This window comes from Mycetocola zhujimingii (genome assembly GCF_003065425.1).
Taxonomy (GTDB): Bacteria; Actinomycetota; Actinomycetes; order Actinomycetales; family Microbacteriaceae; genus Mycetocola_A; species Mycetocola_A zhujimingii.
This window is the reverse complement of the sequence record NZ_CP026949.1, coordinates 478,383-496,888: the sequence shown is the minus strand read 5'-3', so window position 1 is coordinate 496,888 and position 18,506 is coordinate 478,383. Positions and strand designations below refer to the sequence as shown.

At 65.8% G+C, this 18,506-nt stretch carries 16 protein-coding genes; 2 read left to right on the top strand and 14 right to left on the bottom strand.

The features are described 5' to 3' along the window. Positions 1-3: 3 nt before the first annotated feature. The 5 genes from C3E77_RS02405 to C3E77_RS02385 form a co-directional block, all read right to left on the bottom strand. Positions 4-912 carry a carbohydrate ABC transporter permease gene (locus C3E77_RS02405; RefSeq protein ID WP_418288055.1) on the bottom strand — a complete coding sequence of 303 codons (909 nt, stop codon included), beginning with the start codon at positions 910-912 and terminating at the stop codon, positions 4-6. Further along, entirely contained in the window at positions 909-1,808 is a 900-nt protein-coding gene (locus tag C3E77_RS02400) for a carbohydrate ABC transporter permease (RefSeq protein WP_108392956.1), read from the bottom strand. The genes C3E77_RS02405 and C3E77_RS02400 overlap by 4 nt, the downstream gene beginning before the upstream one ends. Before the next feature lie 113 nt (positions 1,809-1,921). Then, positions 1,922-3,331 (bottom strand): N-acetylglucosamine/diacetylchitobiose ABC transporter substrate-binding protein, encoded by a 1,410-nt coding sequence (gene ngcE, locus C3E77_RS02395; RefSeq protein WP_108392954.1) that lies wholly within the window; start codon positions 3,329-3,331, stop codon positions 1,922-1,924. 78 nt (positions 3,332-3,409) lie between these two features. Beyond that, a complete protein-coding gene (locus tag C3E77_RS02390; RefSeq protein ID WP_108390176.1) occupies positions 3,410-4,165 on the bottom strand; it encodes a sugar isomerase domain-containing protein in 756 nt (251 codons plus the stop codon). After that, positions 4,162-5,061 (bottom strand): MurR/RpiR family transcriptional regulator, encoded by a 900-nt coding sequence (locus tag C3E77_RS02385; RefSeq protein WP_108390175.1) that lies wholly within the window; start codon positions 5,059-5,061, stop codon positions 4,162-4,164. Before C3E77_RS02385 ends, C3E77_RS02390 begins: the two co-directional genes overlap by 4 nt. A gap of 127 nt (positions 5,062-5,188) precedes the next feature. Here C3E77_RS02385 and C3E77_RS02380 point away from each other — a divergent pair, with 127 nt between their 5' ends. Continuing rightward, a complete protein-coding gene (locus C3E77_RS02380) occupies positions 5,189-6,175 on the top strand; it encodes an N-acetylglucosamine kinase (protein WP_108390174.1) in 987 nt (328 codons plus the stop codon). An 81-nt stretch (positions 6,176-6,256) separates the two neighbouring features. Next, positions 6,257-7,024, top strand: a complete 768-nt coding sequence (locus C3E77_RS02375; RefSeq protein ID WP_108390173.1) for a sugar phosphate isomerase/epimerase family protein — start codon at positions 6,257-6,259, stop codon at positions 7,022-7,024. A 141-nt stretch (positions 7,025-7,165) separates the two neighbouring features. Here the strand turns inward: C3E77_RS02375 and C3E77_RS02370 are convergent, their stop codons facing one another. The 9 genes from C3E77_RS02370 to araB all read right to left on the bottom strand — a co-directional run bounded on the left by C3E77_RS02370 (position 7,166) and on the right by araB (position 18,483). Further along, positions 7,166-8,257, bottom strand: coding sequence for a glycerate kinase (locus C3E77_RS02370; RefSeq protein ID WP_108390172.1), 1,092 nt, complete (start codon positions 8,255-8,257; stop codon positions 7,166-7,168). A 96-nt stretch (positions 8,258-8,353) separates the two neighbouring features. Then, on the bottom strand, positions 8,354-9,451 hold the full coding sequence (locus tag C3E77_RS02365) for a LacI family DNA-binding transcriptional regulator (protein ID WP_108392952.1): 1,098 nt from the start codon (positions 9,449-9,451) through the stop codon (positions 8,354-8,356). Positions 9,452-9,592: 141 nt separating this feature from the next. Beyond that, positions 9,593-10,609: a galactofuranose ABC transporter, permease protein YjfF gene (yjfF, locus tag C3E77_RS02360; RefSeq protein WP_108390171.1), complete on the bottom strand. Its 1,017-nt coding sequence runs from the start codon at positions 10,607-10,609 to the stop codon at positions 9,593-9,595. Further along, a complete protein-coding gene (locus tag C3E77_RS02355; protein WP_198412182.1) occupies positions 10,606-11,643 on the bottom strand; it encodes an ABC transporter permease in 1,038 nt (345 codons plus the stop codon). The genes yjfF and C3E77_RS02355 overlap by 4 nt, the downstream gene beginning before the upstream one ends. Further along, positions 11,640-13,175 (bottom strand): sugar ABC transporter ATP-binding protein, encoded by a 1,536-nt coding sequence (locus tag C3E77_RS02350; RefSeq protein ID WP_108390170.1) that lies wholly within the window; start codon positions 13,173-13,175, stop codon positions 11,640-11,642. The genes C3E77_RS02355 and C3E77_RS02350 overlap by 4 nt, the downstream gene beginning before the upstream one ends. Positions 13,176-13,260: 85 nt before the next feature. Continuing rightward, a complete protein-coding gene (locus C3E77_RS02345) occupies positions 13,261-14,244 on the bottom strand; it encodes an ABC transporter substrate-binding protein (protein WP_108390169.1) in 984 nt (327 codons plus the stop codon). 318 nt (positions 14,245-14,562) lie between these two features. Continuing rightward, a complete protein-coding gene (gene araA, locus C3E77_RS02340; RefSeq protein ID WP_108390168.1) occupies positions 14,563-16,080 on the bottom strand; it encodes an L-arabinose isomerase in 1,518 nt (505 codons plus the stop codon). Continuing rightward, positions 16,073-16,807, bottom strand: a complete 735-nt coding sequence (locus C3E77_RS02335; protein ID WP_108390167.1) for an L-ribulose-5-phosphate 4-epimerase — start codon at positions 16,805-16,807, stop codon at positions 16,073-16,075. Before C3E77_RS02335 ends, araA begins: the two co-directional genes overlap by 8 nt. After that, the gene (gene araB / locus C3E77_RS02330; RefSeq protein ID WP_108392948.1) at positions 16,804-18,483 is read right to left on the bottom strand and encodes a ribulokinase; all 1,680 of its coding nucleotides are present in this window, start codon (positions 18,481-18,483) and stop codon (positions 16,804-16,806) included. The genes C3E77_RS02335 and araB overlap by 4 nt, the downstream gene beginning before the upstream one ends. Between the last annotated feature and the right edge of the window lie 23 nt (positions 18,484-18,506).

Here is an 18,506-nt window from a genome sequence, read left to right as displayed (position 1 = left end):
TGTCTACTTCATCGTCCCCTGGCTGACGGATCCCTGCAGCTGGCGCTGGAAGATCACATAGGCGATGAGCACGGGCACGATGGTGATGACAACGGCGGCGAACAGCGCGCCGAAGTCGACCGCGTAGCCCGCTGACGACGCGAACGACGCCATGCCCTGCGAGAGAACGTAGTTGTTCTTGTCGGTGTTCAACGCCACGGGCAGCAGGAACTGATTCCACAGGCCGAGGAAGTTGAAGATCGCGACGGATGCCATCCCCGGTTTCGCCATCGGCAGCATCACCTGGAAGAACGTACGCCACTCCCCCGCACCATCGATTGCCGCCGCTTCTGCGATCTCATCCGGCAGCCCCTTGAAGAAGGAGTACAGGAAGAACACGGTGAACGGCAACGCGAATGCGACGTAGGTGAGGATGAGGCCGGGCAGCGTGTTGAGCAGCCCGATGTTGCGGAGTACGAAGAACAACGGAACGATCGCCAGGAACACCGGGAAGGTCAGCCCGGCGAGCATCAGGTAGTAGATGGCCCTGCTTCCGAAGAACCTGTACCTGGCGAGCACGTACGCGCACATCGCGCCGAGCACCATGACGATGACGAGCGCGAACCCGACGACGATCACCGTGTTGAGGAAGTAATTGCCGATGCCCTCCCGCGTCCAGGCCGAGACGTAGTTGTTGAAGTTCCAGTCGGCTGGCAGCGAGAACGGCGACGCGAAGATCTCTTTCGTCGTCTTGAAGCTCGTCATGAGCGTCCACAGCAGCGGCAGAATGACGATGAGTGACCAGATGACGAGCGCGGTGTGGGAGAGAACACCGACGGCCTTGTCTCCCGGAGTATTCACCGGTTTGCGCGAAAACTCCGGCGAACGCTCGGGGCGCGATACGCCCCGTGTGGTGATGGCTTCGGTTGTCATGCGCGGCCCCTCTCTTCCTTGCCGCCGGTGATTCGGTTCACCGTGAAGACCAGTGCCGCAAAAATCAGGGTGACGATCGCAAGCACAACGCCCATGGCGCTCGCCTGCCCGAACTCGCCCTTGACGAACGCCGTCCGAAAGAGCTGCTGGCTCATCACGAGCGTCGAGTTGTTCGGCCCGCCGCCCGGGTTGAGTGCCTGCATGTAGACGAACGCGTCGAGCGCCATGATCCCGAGATAGATGTACGCGGTCTGGATGTTGTCACGAATGAGCGGGATCGTGATCGAGAAGGCCGTGCGCATGCGCCCTGCCCCATCGATCCTTGCCGCCTCATAGGTTTCTGCCGGCACGCCCTTGATCGCCGCGACGAAGAGCACCATGTAGAAACCGACGAAGCCCCACACGATCACGAAGATCGTTGCGCCCATCGCGGTTCGCTCATCGCCGAGCCACGCGAACGACTCGAACATGTCGAGTCCGACGAGACCGAGCAGCCCGTTGAGCAGGCCGGCCGGGTTGTAGATCTGTCCCCAGAGGATGCCGGTGACGATTGCGGGGATCACGTACGGGAAGAAGGAGACGACCCGGTAGAAACTCGAGTTCCGCAGGCCGCGGATCGGACCGTGGCTTGGACCACCGACGGTGACCATCGTGGCGAGCGCGAGCGCGAGCACGATGGTGACGAGTGGAACGACGATGGCGAGCAGAACGTTATTGCCGAGCGCCGTGAGGAAGATGTCGTCGTTCAGCAACCGAAGGTAGTTGTTGATTCCGACGATGTTCATCTCGGGGCTGAACCCCGACCAGTCGGTGAGGGAGTAATACACCGCCTGGACGAATGGCCAGATCACGAAGATCACGAAGATTGCGAGGGGCAACCCGAGGAAGACCACCATGAACGACACATAGTCGAAGGTGGGGCGCCGCCGACGCCCTCCGGCGGCCTTTCGGCCGCCGGAGGGTCCGAGGGTAACGGCAAGCGCGCGCCCCGGGTCAGCACCAGCGGCTGTCACTTGATCTCGATCTTGTCGATCGAGTCGTCATTCCTCACCCTGTCGGTGATTTCCTGAAGACTCGAGGTGAGGGTGGCGACATCGGACTTGCCATCGAGGAAGCTGTTCCAGACGACGAGCTGGTCGGCGTTGGTGCCGTACAGGTCGACAAAGCCCCAGGTGAAGATGTTCTCGCCGGCGGCATCCAGCATGTCGGTCTGCGACACGAGCGCGGTCGATCCGAATCCGTCGGCGGGGACGAGTCCCTTGACGATGGTCGGGGCGAGCTTCGTCTTCGCGAAGTTCGTCGCGGCATCCTTCGACAGCATGGTCCGAAGCAGTTCCTTGCCGCCGGCCACGTTCTTGCCCTGCGACGGAATGATGAACGGTTCACCGGCCGTTGAGTGCAGCGCCTCGACCGGCATCGCCGAACTCGTCGAGACCACCGGTGCCGGGAAGCCCTTCATAGCGAAGCCCTCAGCCGTGTTGTCCTTCATTTCGTTCTCGATCCAGGACCCCGACGGGTACAGGATGGCGTCCATGTCGTTGCTCCACTGTGCCTGCGCCGCGGTGAATTGCGTACCGGCTCCACCCGGCTTCATGTAGCCAGCCGCCACGATGTCGTGCATGGCGGTGAAGACGCTCTGCACGGCCGGAAGCGACCAGCAGCCCTCCTCGAGGTTTTCGAGGGCGAGACGGACCTCGTCTCCACCCTCCTTGATCGCCGACTCGATGGCCATCGTCTGGTAGTAGGTTGCCGCTTCCTTGCCCCAGACGAAGAGGTACTTGCCCTGCTCCTTCGCCTTGGCACCGAGGTCCATCATCTCCGCCCACGTGGTCGGAGGGGTCCAGCCGTTCTCCTCGAACAGGCTCGACGAGTACCACGTGCCGTAGACGGTGAGGACGTAGTTGAGCGCGGCGAGCTTGCCGTCGTACGTTCCGGGGGTAAGGACTCCGCCGTAGAGGGTGTCGCGGATCTTGTCGCCCTCGAGGTTCTCGGCGTCGATGACATCGGTGAGGTCCTCGAGCTGGTCGAGAATGGTGTTCATTCCGATCAGGCCTGAACCTGAATTGTCGACGAGGTCAGGCGGGTTGCCTGCGACGAAGCGAGGCTGGAGCTCCTGCGCGATCTGCGTGCTCGACGCGACCTTGGCTGTCGATCCCTCGTGGTTCTTCTCGAGGATCTTGGCCGCGTACTCGACGTAGTCGACGCCGTAGCCACCGTCGAAGATGACCGAGTCGATGGTGGAGTTGTCTGCCATACCGAACGGGTTATTGGCCGAGACGGTTCCTGCCGCGCCGCCCGTGCCGCCGGGTCCTCCCGTTGCACAGGACATCAGTGATCCACCGAGCGGGATGAGTACTGCAGCGGCGATAGCGCCCCTGAGTACATTGCGTCGGTCGATGACCACGTTATCTAGATTCATCATTGTGATGTGCCTTCCAATTTTTGCTGGGATTTGCTGAACCGGGTTGGGGGCCCTGATCAGCGGGTGGGGGTTGGGTTATGCGAGCCTGCGGATTTTTCCGCGGTACTTGTCTTCGAGTGCGCTGTTGTGAGCATCTCCTGCCGGGATATTCGCCGAGATGTACAGGGGCGGAACTTCGTCCCTCTCGGTGAACCGGCGGGAAACCTCGACGGTCAGCATCTGCGCGATGAAGGCGGATGTGATCGACGAGATGGCACCGACGCCGACGCCGCCGGAGAGCTCGAGGGTGGTGTCGCCGAAGGGCGCCAGGTTGTCGAGAACGACGTCGGCGACATCGCTGAGCCGCTTGCCACTCGGATGCTTGGGCTCGACCGCGTTCGTGTGCTCGAGGCTCGTCACAGCGATGAGCTTGTGTCCGCGTTCCTTCACGGCGAGCGCAAAGCCGACGATGGATCCGTTGACGCCCGAGTTCGACGCGATCAGGAACACGTCCTGCGGGTTGATGACCGACACCTCGATGAGCTCGTCGACCACAGCGGAGTCACGCTCGAGGGTCGATCCACCGAGGTCTCCAACATCCCTCCCGCCGTACAGGACGAGGTCGTGGAGCGAGATGCGATTGGTCGGAATGAGGCCGCCGGCTCTGCCGGCGATCTCCATGGCGAATGCCTGTGAGTGGCCGGTGCCGAACGCCTGAAGCACCCCACCGGCGTCGAGCGCGTCGACGCAGAGGTCGACGGCGGCATCGAGCCCGCCCGATCCCGCGAGTTCTGCAAGCCGCTCCAGCCGGGTTGTGGCCTGGCTGAGCAACTGGTGAACAAGGTCCGTCATCGGCCCCCGCCTTTCCTTGTCGTGGTTCGGGCATCGCGCCGCGCGGGACGGCGGTGTTCGGAGACAGCCATCGCGCTGGCCGCGAGCTTCGCCGCGGTTTCGGCCGAGTTGTGCTGGGCGACGAGCAGATAGAGCAGGTCGAGCACAAAGAGTTGCGAGTGTTTCGCGGAGAGATCGTCCGGCTGCAGGAACTGTTCGGGCGCTGCGGTGACGACGTTCACGTCGGCCACTGTGGCGAGCGGGGACCTGGCGTTGTTGCTCAGCGAGATCGTGAACGCGCCGGACGACTTCGCCTGGGACAACATCTGGATGGTCTCCTCGGTGCGACCGGTGTTCGAGATACCGATCGCCACCGACCCCTCGCCGAGAATCGCCGCACTCGTGAGTCCCGCGTGAACTTCCGACCAGCAGTGGGCGTTGATGCCGATGCGATACAGGCGTCCCTGCATTTCGAGCGCCATGCCGGCGCTCCCGCCGATGCCGTAGATGTCGAGGTGCCGCGCTGTTGCGATCGCACGGGCGATCGCGGTGACGGCGGTGAGGTCCATCTGCCGCGCCGTGGTCTCGAGCGAGCGAACGTGCGCGTGAAGGAGAGTGCTCAGGACCTCGCCGGGGGTGTCCTCGGGAGCAAACGCCCGGCCGATGTCGGCACGCCAGGACTCGTGGGCATCGCCCCTGCCGCTGTCGCTCGCGACACCGACCCGGAACTGCACGTAGCCACTGAAACCGATCTGGCGACAGAACCTCGTCACCGTCGCGGCTGACGTCCCCGCCCGCTCGGCGAGTTCGGTGATCGAAAGCTCGAGCGGGAGGGTGGGGTGTTCGAGGAGAAGCTCCGCGATTTTCACCATAACGCTCGACATATGTGGCAGGTTGGCCTGAATGCGAGTCGACATACGCAATGCCTCTCTACCCGATGTCAGCGTTGACATGAAAATCCGTTTCAGTGGATTGGAGCTTTGTTGAAAAGTATTCTTACCTGTGAGGAAGGGCAATGATGCAACGATCACGAAGTCGTAACGAATGATTAACGTCCTCGCAATAGACGCCGGCGGCACATCCACTCGAGCCGTCCTGCTGGATGAAACGGGGCATTGCCACGGCTATGGGTTCGCCGGAGGAGGAAATCCCGTTTCGTCGGGTCCCGACCGCGCAGCCGCCTCGATCACCGCGGCCGCCGAGGTGGCGAGTGATGCTGCCGGACGCCCGCCGGGTGACGTCGGGCACGTCCTCATCGCGATGGCGGGTATGAGCGTTTCGGGTCCGATCGACTGGGTGACCACGCCGCTCGCCGCTCGCGGTTTTCCCGCAACGGCTCACGTGGCATCCGATCTTCTCGCCATCTACTTCTCCGGCACCTGGGAACCGGACGGCTATGCGATGGTCGCCGGCACGGGGTCGGCGGGAATCCGTGTACGCGGGGGCGTCACCGAGGCAACCGCTGACGGACTTGGCTGGTTGCTCGGCGATGCGGGCTCCGGCTACTGGATCGGCCACCGGGTTGTCGGCGCTGCCGTGGCGAGCCTGGATGGGCGCGCCGAACCGACGGCGCTCGTGCCACTGGTCCTCGAGGCGGCCGGCATCGAAGACTCGCGCGAGCGAGGACCGGACGGCCGGTCATCGTCGCTCCGCGCGCTGGCCCAGGCGCTGTATGGCCTGCGCCCCGTCGAACTGTCGCGGTTCGCCCCGCTCGCCTTTGCGGCCGGGTCGGATGCCACCGCTCGCGCCATACTGGACGACGCGATCGACGCACTCGCCCGGTTGTTCGATGCGATTTCGGTGCGGGACCTCGCCGGCCCGCTCGTCCTCGGCGGAAGCATCCTGACCTCCCAGCCCCGGGTGAGCGAGGGAGTGGCCGAGATCATCCGCGGGTCGGGGTTTGATCCCGAGATCAGGGCTGTCCCCGACGGGGTGGTCGGAGCCGCGGTTCTCGGGCTGCGCTCAGCCGGTATCGACGTGACCGCCGACATCTTCGACCGGATTCGGGCGACACTCGCCCACCTGCGCTGAGCGGGATCCCGCTTCCACCGACCTGTTCGGCAAACCCCGACCGGGTACGCTCGACCCAACCGACGACGAAAGGCACCCCAGATGCAGATCCGCTCGACCCCGTCCATCCGGCCCGGCCTGTGCTCGATCACGCTGCGCGAGTCGAGCGTCGACGAGGTCATTGCCCTGGCGGCTGCTGCCGGACTGGAGTCGATCGAGTGGGGCGGTGACGTCCACGTCCCACCGGGCGACATCGACACCGCCAGGGAGGTCGGCGAGCGCACCCGCGCTGCGGGCCTCGACGTGGCATCCCTCGGCTCCTACTACCGCTGTGACGAGGTCGGCGACTTTCCCTCCGTGCTCTCCTCGGCCGCGGCGCTCGGCGCCCCGCGCATTCGGGTCTGGGCCGGCGAGAAGGCGTCTGCGGATGCCTCAGCCGACGACCGCGCGCTGGTCACCGCCCAGCTCGACTCAGCAGCGCTGCACGCATCGGAGTACGGCATCGAACTCGCGCTGGAGTTCCACGACGGCACACTGGCAGACACCGCCGAATCAACGCTCGACCTGCTCTCCGGCATCACGGCGACCAACGTGTCGTGCTACTGGCAGCCACCGGTCGGCGCCGATGACGAGGAGGCTCTCGCCGAGCTGTCACAACTGGCGCAGTGGGTGTCGACGGTTCACGTCTTCTCGTGGTCACCCAAGCGCGAACGGATGCCGCTGGAGCGCCGGGAAGCACTGTGGACGCGTGCCCTCGCCTTCGCGGGCACCCTGCCGGGCGTTACCGACGCACTCATCGAGTTCCTGCCGGACGACGACCCGGCACTCCTGGCCGGCGAGGCCGCGACCCTCGCGTCCTGGCTCGCCTGAGGCCTGCCGCGGGCGTAGCCCGCCCGGCCGCCCCGTTGGCCGAGAGCATCACTTCCGGTCGAACGCATCGGTTCCGCCGGGCGTTCTCGACCGCAACTGATGTTCTCGCGTATGGGCTGCGGTGTCCGACCGCAGCCCGGGTCAGCCCGCGACGGCCGCGAGCCGGGCACCGGCCTCGCGGAGCCACAGCCGCGTGTCGGCCATGGCGGACTCCGTGCTCCCAGCAATCTCAGTGAGTGAAACGGCAGCACCGAAGCCAAGCGGTTCGGCCGTGATCGCGCCCGCCACGAGCATCGCGCGCGTCGAGCCAGCCGCGGCGAGAGAGCGCACGTACGACGGGACCTTCCCGGCATCCGACTGGCCGTCGAAGCGTCCCTCACCCGTGATCACGATCGAAGCGGATGCCACGGCGTCGGCCGCTCGCACCACCTCGCCGACCGCGTCTGCACCGGCGGCGAGCGTCGCGCCCCAGGCCAGCAGCCCGAAGCCGGTGCCGCCGGCAGCACCGGCACCCGGAGTGGACGCGTCGGCGGGCAGCAGCGCGGCCAGCCGGGCGAGCCCAGCGTCGAGCACGGCGACATCGGCCGCGGTCGCCCCCTTCTGCGGCCCGAAGACCGCGGCAGCACCGGAGGACCCGAGCAACGGGTGGCTCACATCGCTGAGCACGACCGCCCCGCCGGGAGGCAGAGTGCGAAGCCCGCTGAGGTCGACGGCCTCGAGGCTCGCGAGCCCCCGACCACCGGGGGCGATCGGGATGCCGTCGCCGTCGAGGAACCGCGCCCCGAGCGCGGTGAGCGCTCCGGCGCCACCGTCGGTCGACGAGCTGCCGCCGATCGCGAGGTAGACCCGCTCGACACCAGCGTCGAGCGCGGCAGCGATGGCCTCGCCGAATCCGATCGTGTGCGCGTCGAACGGGAGCAGCGGGTCGAGCAGGGTGATGCCGCTCGTTTCGGCCAACTCGACCACGGCGGAATTATCCGGCAACCGGAGCCAGCTCGCCTGGACGGGCCGGTCGTCGGGCCCGAGCACCGTCACAGGCACCCGTTCGGAACCGGGGACGGCGATCTCGAACGCATCGAGAGTTCCCTCGCCTCCGTCGGCAAGCGGCATCCGCACCAGAACATCACCCGGGCGAACCGAAGCCCAGCCTTCGGCGAGCGCGTCCGTCACCTCGATCGCCGTCGCTGTGCCCTTGAACGAGTCCGGCGCGATCACAACCGTGTGGGATGTCATAGCTCCACTGTGCCAGAGCCGCGCCGGTCGGCAATGGGTATGACGGCGGGCTCCCCGTTGCCCATCAGCCCCGGTGCCCATGAGCTGAATCGCCGGTTAGCCGAGTGGCTGGCGAGCAGCCGCTGGGGCGGATGCTGTTTCTGGCGTTGTGTCCGAATCGATCGGGTCAGCGGCGCGACCGCGCGGCGGCCCTGCCGACTCCCGCACGACGAGGGACGGCAGGATACGTGGAAGGTCGGCGGCGTCCTCGTCCCGGAGCACGGCCAGCAGTTCGGTCATGATGTCGCGGCCGAGACCGTCGAAGTCCTGCCGGATCGTGGTCAGCGGCGGAGCAAAATGCTCGGCCTCAGGAATGTCGTCGAAGCCGATGACGCTCACGTCGGCTGGCACGCTGAGCCCGGCCGAACTGAGGGCGTGGATCAGCCCGAGCGACATCTGGTCATTGCCGACGAACACCGCGGTCATGTCGCGGTCCGCGGCGAGCGCGAGCCCGTGGCGGTACCCGCTCGCCGGGGTCCAGTCACCGACGAGGTGCTCGCGCGCCGGCAGTCCGGCGCCGGCGAGAGAGTCGCGCCAGCCGCGGAGGCGCTCGGTGGCGTCGGTTGAATCGAGCGGCCCTGAGATGTGCCGGATCTCGCGGTGCCCGAGGCCGACCAGATGATCGACGGCCGCACGGGCGCCCGCGTACTGGTCGAGCGCGACAGAGTGAACGCCGGGTCTTCCGCCCGCGTCGACGGCGATGAACGGCACCCCGAGCTCGATGCTCAGGATGGCCTCGAGCGCGCCAGCATGCGCCGCGATGAGCACGATCGCCTCGACGTTCTGGCGCAGCAGCAGCTCGACGGCAGCACGCAGCGAGGCCGGGTCTGAGTCGAGCATGCTCGCCATGCTCACCGCGTACCTGGCATCCCGAGCCGCGTCGTTGAAGTGCAGCGCCGTCGAGGACGGACCGAAGTCCGGCCCGCCCGTCGTGATCAGTCCGATCGTGCGCGACCGCCGGGTGACCAGCGCGCGTGCCGCCTGCGACGGCGTGTACCGCAACTGCTTGATCGCCTTCTCGACGCGCTCGCGGGTGGCTGGCCGAACATTGGGCAGGTCGTTGAGCACCCGGGACACGGTCTGGTGTGACACTCCGGCGAGGCGCGCGACGTCGAAGATATTCGCGACGCGCGCCTTGTCATCCTCGTTCGTCACCACGTGGGTCCACTCCCGCCCGGCGACTCTCGCCCGACCATTCGATTATCTCGTCACTCTGACCGCACTGTGAACACAGGCAACATGGGTCTCACTCCGTCTTCCGCCGGCATCCGCTCGCCCCGTGCAACCGATGCCGGGTCATGTCCGTCTCGCGGTGAGCACCTTCTGCAGGACGATGAACACGAGCAGGAGCGCCCCGATGAAGATGCTGGTCCACCAGGACGTGAGGTTGCCGTCGAAGGTGATCAGGGTCTGGATGGTGCCGAGCACCAGCACGCCGAGCACTGAGCCGAGGACGAAGCCGTACCCGCCGGCGAGCAGTGTGCCGCCGATCACCACAGCGGCGATGGCGTCGAGTTCGGTTCCGATCGCCGTGAGCGCGTACCCCGAGAGTGTGTAGAAGCTGTACAGCACCCCGGCGAGACCGGAGCAGAACCCGCTGACGACGTAGACGAGGACCTTGGTTCGGGCCACAGGAAGCCCCATCAGGACACCGGATGCCTCGCTGCCGCCGATCGCGTACACGGTGCGGCCGAAGCGTGAATAGTGCAGCACCACCACGGCGACGATGACAAGCCCGAGCGCGAGGATCACGCTCGGGGTGATGCTGAGGCGTGGCGCGAGGGGAATCCGCGTCTGCGCCAGCGCGATGAACACCGGGTCGGTGATCGAGATCGTCGTCTTGCTGATCACGTAGCAGAGGCCCCGCGCGAGGAACATGGCCGCGAGGGTCGCGATGAACGGCTGGATCTGGAAGTAATGGATCATCAGGCCGACGGCCAGGCCGAGGAGCGAGGTGATCACGAGGATCAGCGGGATGATCACCCCGGGCGGCCAGCCGGCCTGGAGCAGGCTTGCCGCGATCATCGTCGACATGGCGAGCACCGCGCCGACCGAGAGGTCGATGCCCCCGGTGAGGATGACAAACGTCATCCCGACGGCGAGCACGATGAGGTAGGAGTTGTCGATGAAGAGATTGGCGATCACCTGCGGGTTCGTGAACCCGCGATACCGGGACGCACCCGCGATGAACATGCCGACGAGGAGCACGGCCGTAACGGTGACCGGCCCATACTTCGGGTTCGTCAGCCAGCCACGAACGCGCCCGGCTGCCGCGCTGACCGGAGATCCGTCGGTCACGACTGTTGCGGTCATGCCGTCACCGCCCTTCCGCGGCGGCGCGCGTTTCGGCGGCGCGCCGACTCGATCAGCTGGGTCGTCCGCGGCGACTGGAGCAGGCAGACCACGGTGACAACGGCGGCCTTGAACACCATGGTCACGATCGGCGGAATGCCCACCGTGTACACGGTCGTGACGAGAGTCTGGATGACCAGCGCACCGATCAGGGTGCCGAAGAGCGAATACCGCCCGCCCGCGAGCGACGTGCCGCCGATGACCACCGCGAGGATGGCATCCAGTTCGATGAACAGTCCTGTGTTGTTGGCATCCGCCGCGGTCTGGTTGCTCGTGAGGACGAGTCCGGCGATCGCGGCGCACACCGCGGTGAAGACATAGACGGTGATGAGCAGGCCCCTGGCGCGAACCCCGGCGAGGCGGGATGCCTCGGGGTTGATGCCGACGGCCTCGATCATGAGGCCGAGCGCCGTTCGACGGGTGATGACGACGGCGAACACGAAGATGACAGCCGCGATGAGTACAGCGATCGGCAGCCCCAGGAAGAACCCTGAGCCGATCGCCTTGAACGGAGGGCTGTTGACCGTGAGGATCTGCCCCTCGGTGATGAGCATGGCGACACCGCGGCCGGCCGTCATGAGAATCAGCGTCGCGATGATCGGCTGGATGCCGACCACCGCGACGAGGAACCCGTTCCAGAGCCCGAGCACGAGGGAGATGAGCAGGGAGACGACCACCGCAACCGCGACGGTGCCCGGATTGCCCGGATCCGGGGAGCCGAGGATGATCGAGCAGGCAACGGCGCCCGAGATCGCGCAGACGGCGCCGACCGAGAGGTCGATGCCGCGGGTGGCGATGACGAGCGTCATACCGACCGCGATCATGAGCGTCGGCGAACCGTTGCGCAGGATGTCGATGAGGCTGCCGAAGAGGTGACCGTTGCGCACCTGCACCGAGAAGAACCCGGGGAATGCGATGAGGTTGATGCCGAGGAGCACGACGAGCATCACCACCGGCCAGAACAACCGGTGCGCCATGAGCCTGTTGACGTTCATGCGACGACCTCCGTTGCGAGCCCGTCGGCGATGATGGCGAGCAGGGTGTCTGTGGTGAGGCCGTCGTTCTCGATATCGGCAACGAGCTTGCGGTCGCGCATGACGGCGATGCGATGACTCAGCCGAAGCACCTCGTCGAGTTCTGCCGAGATGTAAATCACACTCATTCCGTTCTCGGCGAGGTTTGACACGAGCTTCTGGATTTCGGCCTTTGCGCCGACATCGATACCGCGGGTCGGTTCATCGAGGATGAGAAGCCGCGGGGCTATCGCCAGCCAGCGAGCGAGGAGCACCTTCTGCTGGTTGCCACCCGAGAGATTCTTGAGCAGCGCGTCCGGATTCGCCGGTCGAATGTTGAGTGCCGAGATGTAGCTCTCGGCGAGTTCGTCCTGCCGTTTCTTCGGGATAGGCCGAAACCATCCGCGGTCGGCCTGCAACGCGAGCGCGATGTTGTCGCGAACCGTGAGTTCGTCGACGATTCCCTCTTCGCGACGGTTCTCGCTCGAGTAAATGACCCGTTCACGAATCGACTGGCGTGGGGTGCGGATGCGACGCGGCTTGCCCTCGATCTCGAGCGCACCGGCATCCGCCCGGTCGACTCCGGAGAGGATCCGCGCCAGCTCGGTACGGCCGGACCCGAGCAAACCGGCGAGGCCGACGACCTCGCCCTCGAACACGTCGAGGTCGGTGGGCTGGACCGAGCCCTTGCGGCCGAGCCCGACGGCGCGCACGTACGGGGTGAGTTCGACGTCATCGATGCTCTGCTGCCTGGTCTTGCGTTCGAGGTCCTCGAGCACGGTGAGTTCCTTGCCGATCATCTTCTGCACGAGTTCGATGCGCAGGATCTCCTCGGTCAGGTACTCACCAACGAGTTTGCCGTTGCGCAGAACGGTCAGCCGGTCGGAGATCTCGTACACCTGGTCGAGGAAGTGCGAGACGAAGAGAATGGCGACTCCGTCCTGTTTGAGCTCGCGGATGATGCGGAAGAGTTCCTGCACCTCATCGGCGTCGAGGCTCGACGTTGGCTCGTCGAGGATGAGCACCCGCGCGTTGATGTCGGTCGCGCGTGCGATGGCGACGAGTTGCTGAACGGCGAGAGAGTGTGAGCCGAGCCGCGAGTTGGGATCGATGTTGAGGTGGAGTTTCGCGAGCAGTTCGGCCGCTCGCGCCCGAGTCGCCCGCCAGTCGATGAAGCCGAACCGCCGTGGCTCCCGGCCGAGCATGATGTTCTCGGCGACCGTGAGGTTGGTCAGGAGGTTGACCTCCTGATAAACGGTCGAGATCCCCGCCGCCTGTGCCTCTGCCGTTGTGGAGAACGACACCTCGCTCCCGGCGAGCGTGATCACGCCGCTGTCGATGCGATAGACGCCGGTCAGCGCCTTGATCAGGGTCGACTTCCCTGCCCCGTTTTCGCCGAGAAGCGAGTGCACCTCTCCGGGAAACATCCGGAAACTGACGCCGTCGAGGGCTTTCACCCCGGGGAACTCGATGGAGATGTCCTCCATGCTGACGGCCGGTTGTTGATCGGTCATGACTCTGCTCTCTGCGCTGAGGGAAGATGTGTCGGGCGTCCCTGGCCCGGATTCATCGGTCCAGGGACGCCCGAGGGGAGGGTGCCTAGTACTTCCTGTCCGGGAGCGCTTCGACAGCCTGCTCCTGGGTGAAGGTCGTCTCCTCGGTGATGATCCGCTTCTCGACGTCTTCTCCCGCGACGACCTTCTCGACAATTTCGACGAGCTGGTTGCCGAGGAGTGGCGAGCACTCGACGATGAAGTTGATCTTGCCGTCGGCGAGCGCCTGCATTCCGTCCTTCACGGCATCCACCGTGATGATCTTGATGTCGGTGCCAGGCACCATGCCCGCCGCCTCGATCGCTTCGATCGCGCCGAGGCCCATGTCGTCGTTGTGTGCGTAGATCACGTCGACGTCGGGGTTCGACTTGAGCAGCGCCTCGGTGACCTGCTTGCCACCGGCGCGGGTGAAGTCGCCGGTCTGCGACGCGACCACCTGGAACTTGTCGTCAGCGGCGATGACATCGGCGAAGCCCTCGGCCCGGTCAAGCGCGGGGGCTGCTCCCGTCGTTCCCTCGAGCTGGATGATGGTGACCGGCTCTGTCGACGCGGAGTATTCCTCCACGAGCCATTCCCCGGCCTTTTTCCCTTCCTCGATGAAGTCGGAGCCGAGGAAGCTCACGTAGAGCGAGTCATCCGTGCTGTCGATGGCGCGGTCGGTGAGGACGACAGGTATCTCGGCGTCCTTGGCTTCCTTGAGCACGGCATCCCACCCGGATTCGATGACCGGCGAGAACGCAATGACATCGACGCCCTGCTGGATGTATGAGCGGATCGCCTGGATCTGGTTCTCCTGCTTTTGCTGGGCGTCGGAGAACTTGAGCTCGATGCCCGCGTCTTCGAATGCCGCCTGGATGTCTTTGGTGTTCGCCGTACGCCATCCGCTCTCGGCGCCGACCTGGGCGAATCCAACGATGATCTCGCTCGGGTCCTTGGGCCCGTCTGCCGAGCTTCCGCCCGACTGTGCGCACCCGGTGAGCGCGAGGAGCACGGCTCCTGCAGCTGCAATCGGCGCAAGTATCTTCTTCACAACCAAACCTCCTTGTTCGGCCGGCGCGACGTGTTCCGATGCTGAGTCAGCTGCCGGTTGACCAGTCCGTTCTGGTCATGGCTGTGATGTTAGCGCTCACAATTAGGCGAGCACAACGTAAAGATCAAGGTCCGTTATCAAATTGTGAGCGATCACACCGCGGGCTCGGTTAACGCGAGAAGCGGATGCCGCCAGCTGGCAGCATCCGCTTCGTACGTCGCGCGTCGACCCGGGCGCCGAGAACGTCACTTCCGGTCGAGAACATCCGTTGCGGGGGATGTTCTCGACCGGAACTGATGCGTTCGGTGGGTGGGCGCCCTAGAACCCCTGCGCGAGCCGGTAGTACGCGTTGTTCCAGCGCACCTCACGCGAGAACCCGTCGAGCGTCGTGTCGTTGTCGATGACGAGCAGCTCGGTGCCGGCGATCTCCGCGAAGTCGCGGAACACGTCGACCCCGACAGCGGTCGACATCACCGTGTGGTGGGCGGCACCAGCGGTGAGCCATGCCGTCGCCGAGACAGCGAACGACGGCTGCGGCTTCCACACGGCACGGCCGACCGGCAGCTTCGGCAGCGCTTCAGCCGGTTCGATCACGTCGACGACGTTCGCCACGAGCCGGAACCGATCGCGCATGTCGCTCATCGCGACGACGACAGCGGGGCCGGGGTCGGCGGTGAACACGAGCCGGACCGGGTCTTCCCTGCCGCCGATTCCGAGCTCGTGGATCTCGAGCGTCGGCTTCGCCGTGGTGAGGCCGGGGCTGACTTCGAGCATGTGCGCGCCGAGGATCTGCTCCTCCCCCGGCACCAGGTGGTAGGTGTAGTCCTCCATCAGCGAGGCGCCACCGGGCAGGCCTGCACCCATGACGGATGCCGCGCGCACGAGAACGGCGGTCTTCCAGTCGCCCTCTGCACCGAAGCCGTAACCCTCGGCCATGAGCCGTTGCACGGCGAGGCCGGGCAGCTGCTTGAGCGCGCCGAGGTCCTCGAACGACGTGGTGAACGCGCCGAAGCCGCCCTCCTCGAGGAACGACCGCAGTCCGATCTCGATGGCCGCGCCGTCGCGGAGCGACGAGTGGCGCTCGCCGCCCTTCCGCAGTTCGGGGGCGACGTCGTAGAGCTCTTCATATTCGGCGACGAGCGCATCGATGGCGCTCTCCGACGCAGCGGCGACGGCATCCGCCAGGTCATTGACTCCCCAGGTGTTGACCTGGACGCCGAACTTGAGTTCGGCCTCGGTCTTGTCACCCTCGGTGACGGCGACGTAGCGCATGTTGTCACCGAACCGGGCGAGCTTGAGTTCGTGGGTGGCTGCCCAGCCGGCGGCTGCGCGCATCCAGGTGCCGACCTGCGCTGTGACGGCGGGGTTCGAGACGTGGCCGACGACAGTTTTGCGCGAGACGCCGAGTCGAGTCTGGATGTAGCCGAACTCCCGGTCGCCGTGTGCCGCCTGGTTGAGGTTCATGAAGTCCATGTCGATGCTGTCCCACGGCAGCGCAACGTTCGCCTGCGTGTGCAGGTGCAGCAGCGGCTTCCGCAGCGCGTCGAGGCCCGCGATCCACATCTTCGCCGGCGAGAACGTGTGCATCCACGCGATGAGGCCGATGACTTTGTCGTCGGAGTTGGCGTCGAGCATCGCACGCCGGATCGACGCGGAGTCCTTGAGGACGGGCTTCCAGACGACCTTCACCGGAACATCGGATGCCGCGCCGAGGGTTCGCGCGATCTCCTGCGACTGCTCAGCCACCTGCTGAAGTGTCTCTTCGCCGTACAGGTTCTGGCTACCGGTGAGGAACCAGACCTCGTAGGCGTCGAGTGAGGTTACGAGCTTAGGCATGGGTGTCTCCTTGGGAGTCGGCGAGAGCGCCCTGCGGCGCCTGGCCGTAGACGTTCTGGTAACGGTCGAACAGTGAGTCGATGGCGGGCTGCGGGATCGGAACCGGCTCGCCGAGCTGGCGGGAGATGTGCACGGTGCGGGCGACGTCCTCGACCATGACGGCGGCCTTGACGGCATCCTTTGCGTCCTTGCCGATGGTGAACGGACCGTGGTTGGCCATCAGGACGGCACGGCTGCGGTGGCCGGTCAGCGTCTCCACGATGCCGCGACCGATCGAGTCGTCGCCGATGATGGCGAACGGCCCCACCGGGATCTCGGCGCCGAACTCGTCGGCCATCGCGGTGATCACACACGGGATCGGCTCGTTGCGCGCTGCCCAGGCCACCGCGTAGGTGGAGTGGGTGTGCACGACACCGCCAACCTCTGGCATATTCCGGTAGACGTATGCATGTGCCGCCGTGTCGCTCGACGGTGACCGATCGGAGCCAGGGGTGCCGGGAAGCACAGTGCCGTCGAGGTCGCAGAGGATCATGTTCTCCGGCGCGAGGTCGTCGTAGCTGACGCCGGACGGCTTGATCACGAAGAGATCGGCGCCTGGGACGCGTCCGGAGACGTTTCCGCCCGTCCAGACCACGAGCCCGTAACGCACGAGTTCTCCGTGGAGTCTCGCAACATCGGCACGGACGCGCGCGATGGCGACCTCGATTTCGGGGGAATAGCCGCTCACGCGAGAGCCTCTCTCTTCAGCTGACGCAACCGGTGCATCACATCGTTGCCTCCACGACCGAAGTAGTCGTGCAGTTCGCGGTATTCGGCGAACAACCTGTCGTACGCCTGCGCCGCCTTCTCGTCTGGGGTGAAGACGTTCTTGTTCACCTTGCCCATGACCTGGCCTGCCGCCTGCACGTCCGGGTAGGCGCCGGCTGCCACAGCGGCGTGGATCGCGGAACCGAGCGCGGGGCCCTGGTCGCTCGCGATGGTGGAGATCGGCATCCGCAGGACGTTGGAGTATGTCTGCATGAGGAACGGGTTCTTCTGCAGGCCGCCCGCGACGATGAATTCCGTCACAGGGACGCCGGACGCATTGAACGTCTCGACGATCACGCGGGTACCGAAAGCCGTGGCCTCGAACAGTGCCCGGTAGATTTCCTCGGTGCGGGTGGTCAGCGTGGTGCCGAGCACGACGCCGGAGAGTTCGTGGTCGACGAGCACCGAACGGTTGCCCGACTGCCAGTCGAGAGCGACGAGTCCGTGTGCGCCGACCGGCTGGTCCTCGATGAGGCTCGTCAGGTACTGGTGGATGCTGAGGTCGGCTTCCTCCGCCGCTTCGTAGTAGGCGCTGGGAACCTGGTTCTTGACGTACCAGGCGAAGATGTCGCCGACACCGGACTGCCCGGCTTCGTACCCGTAGAGACCCGCGACGATCCCGCCGTCGACGACGCCGCACATGCCAGGCACCTCGACGAGCTTGTCGCTGTTCATCACGTGGCAGGTCGACGTCCCCATGATGGCGACCATCTGCCCGGGGAGCACTCCGCGCGCCGCGGGGGCGGCGACGTGTGCGTCGACATTACCGACGGCGACGGCGATACCCTCGGGCAACCCCGTCCAGGCAGCGGCCTCCGCGGAGAGCCGGCCGGCGGCATCCCCCAGCTGACCGATCCGGTGCTCGAGTTTCGACTCGACGAAGTCGGCGAAGTCGGGGTTGAGCGCGGCGAGGTAGTCGCGGTTCGGGTACTCGCCGTCCTGGTAGATGCCCTTATAGCCAGCGGTGCATGCGTTGCGCACGTACTCACCGGTGAGCTGCCAGATGATCCAGTCGGCAGCCTCGACCCAGTGGTCCATGCGGTCATACAGTTCGGGGTCTTCCTCGAGCAGTTGCAGGCCCTTCGCGAACTCCCACTCGCTCGAGATGAGGCCGCCATAACGGGGCAGCCAGCTTTCCCCGCGGGATGCCGCGAGCTCGGTGATGCGGTCGGCCTGCGCCTGCGCGGCGTGGTGCTTCCACAGCTTCACATAGGCGTGCGGGCGGTCAGCGAACTCAGGCAGCTCGTTGAGCGGGGTGCCGTCCGCGAGCGTGGGAACCATCGTGCAGGCGGTGAAGTCCGTGCCGATGCCGATGACGTCTGCCGAGTCGATCCCGGCGATCTTTACCGCCTCGGGAACCGCTGACTTGAGCACGTCGACGTAGTCCTGCGGCACCTGGAGCGCCCAGTCCGGCGGCAGTCGCTTGCCGGTCGCGGCGAGGGTCGTGTCCATCACGGCGTGCGGGTAGTCGAGCACAGCACTGCCCAGTTCGGCACCGTCGGAAACGCGCACGACGACCGCGCGGCCGGACAGGGTGCCGTAGTCGACCCCGATCACGTAGCGCTCGGCGGCCTGGTTCTCTGCTTGATCGGTCACCGTCTCGACTCCTTCGTCTGAAT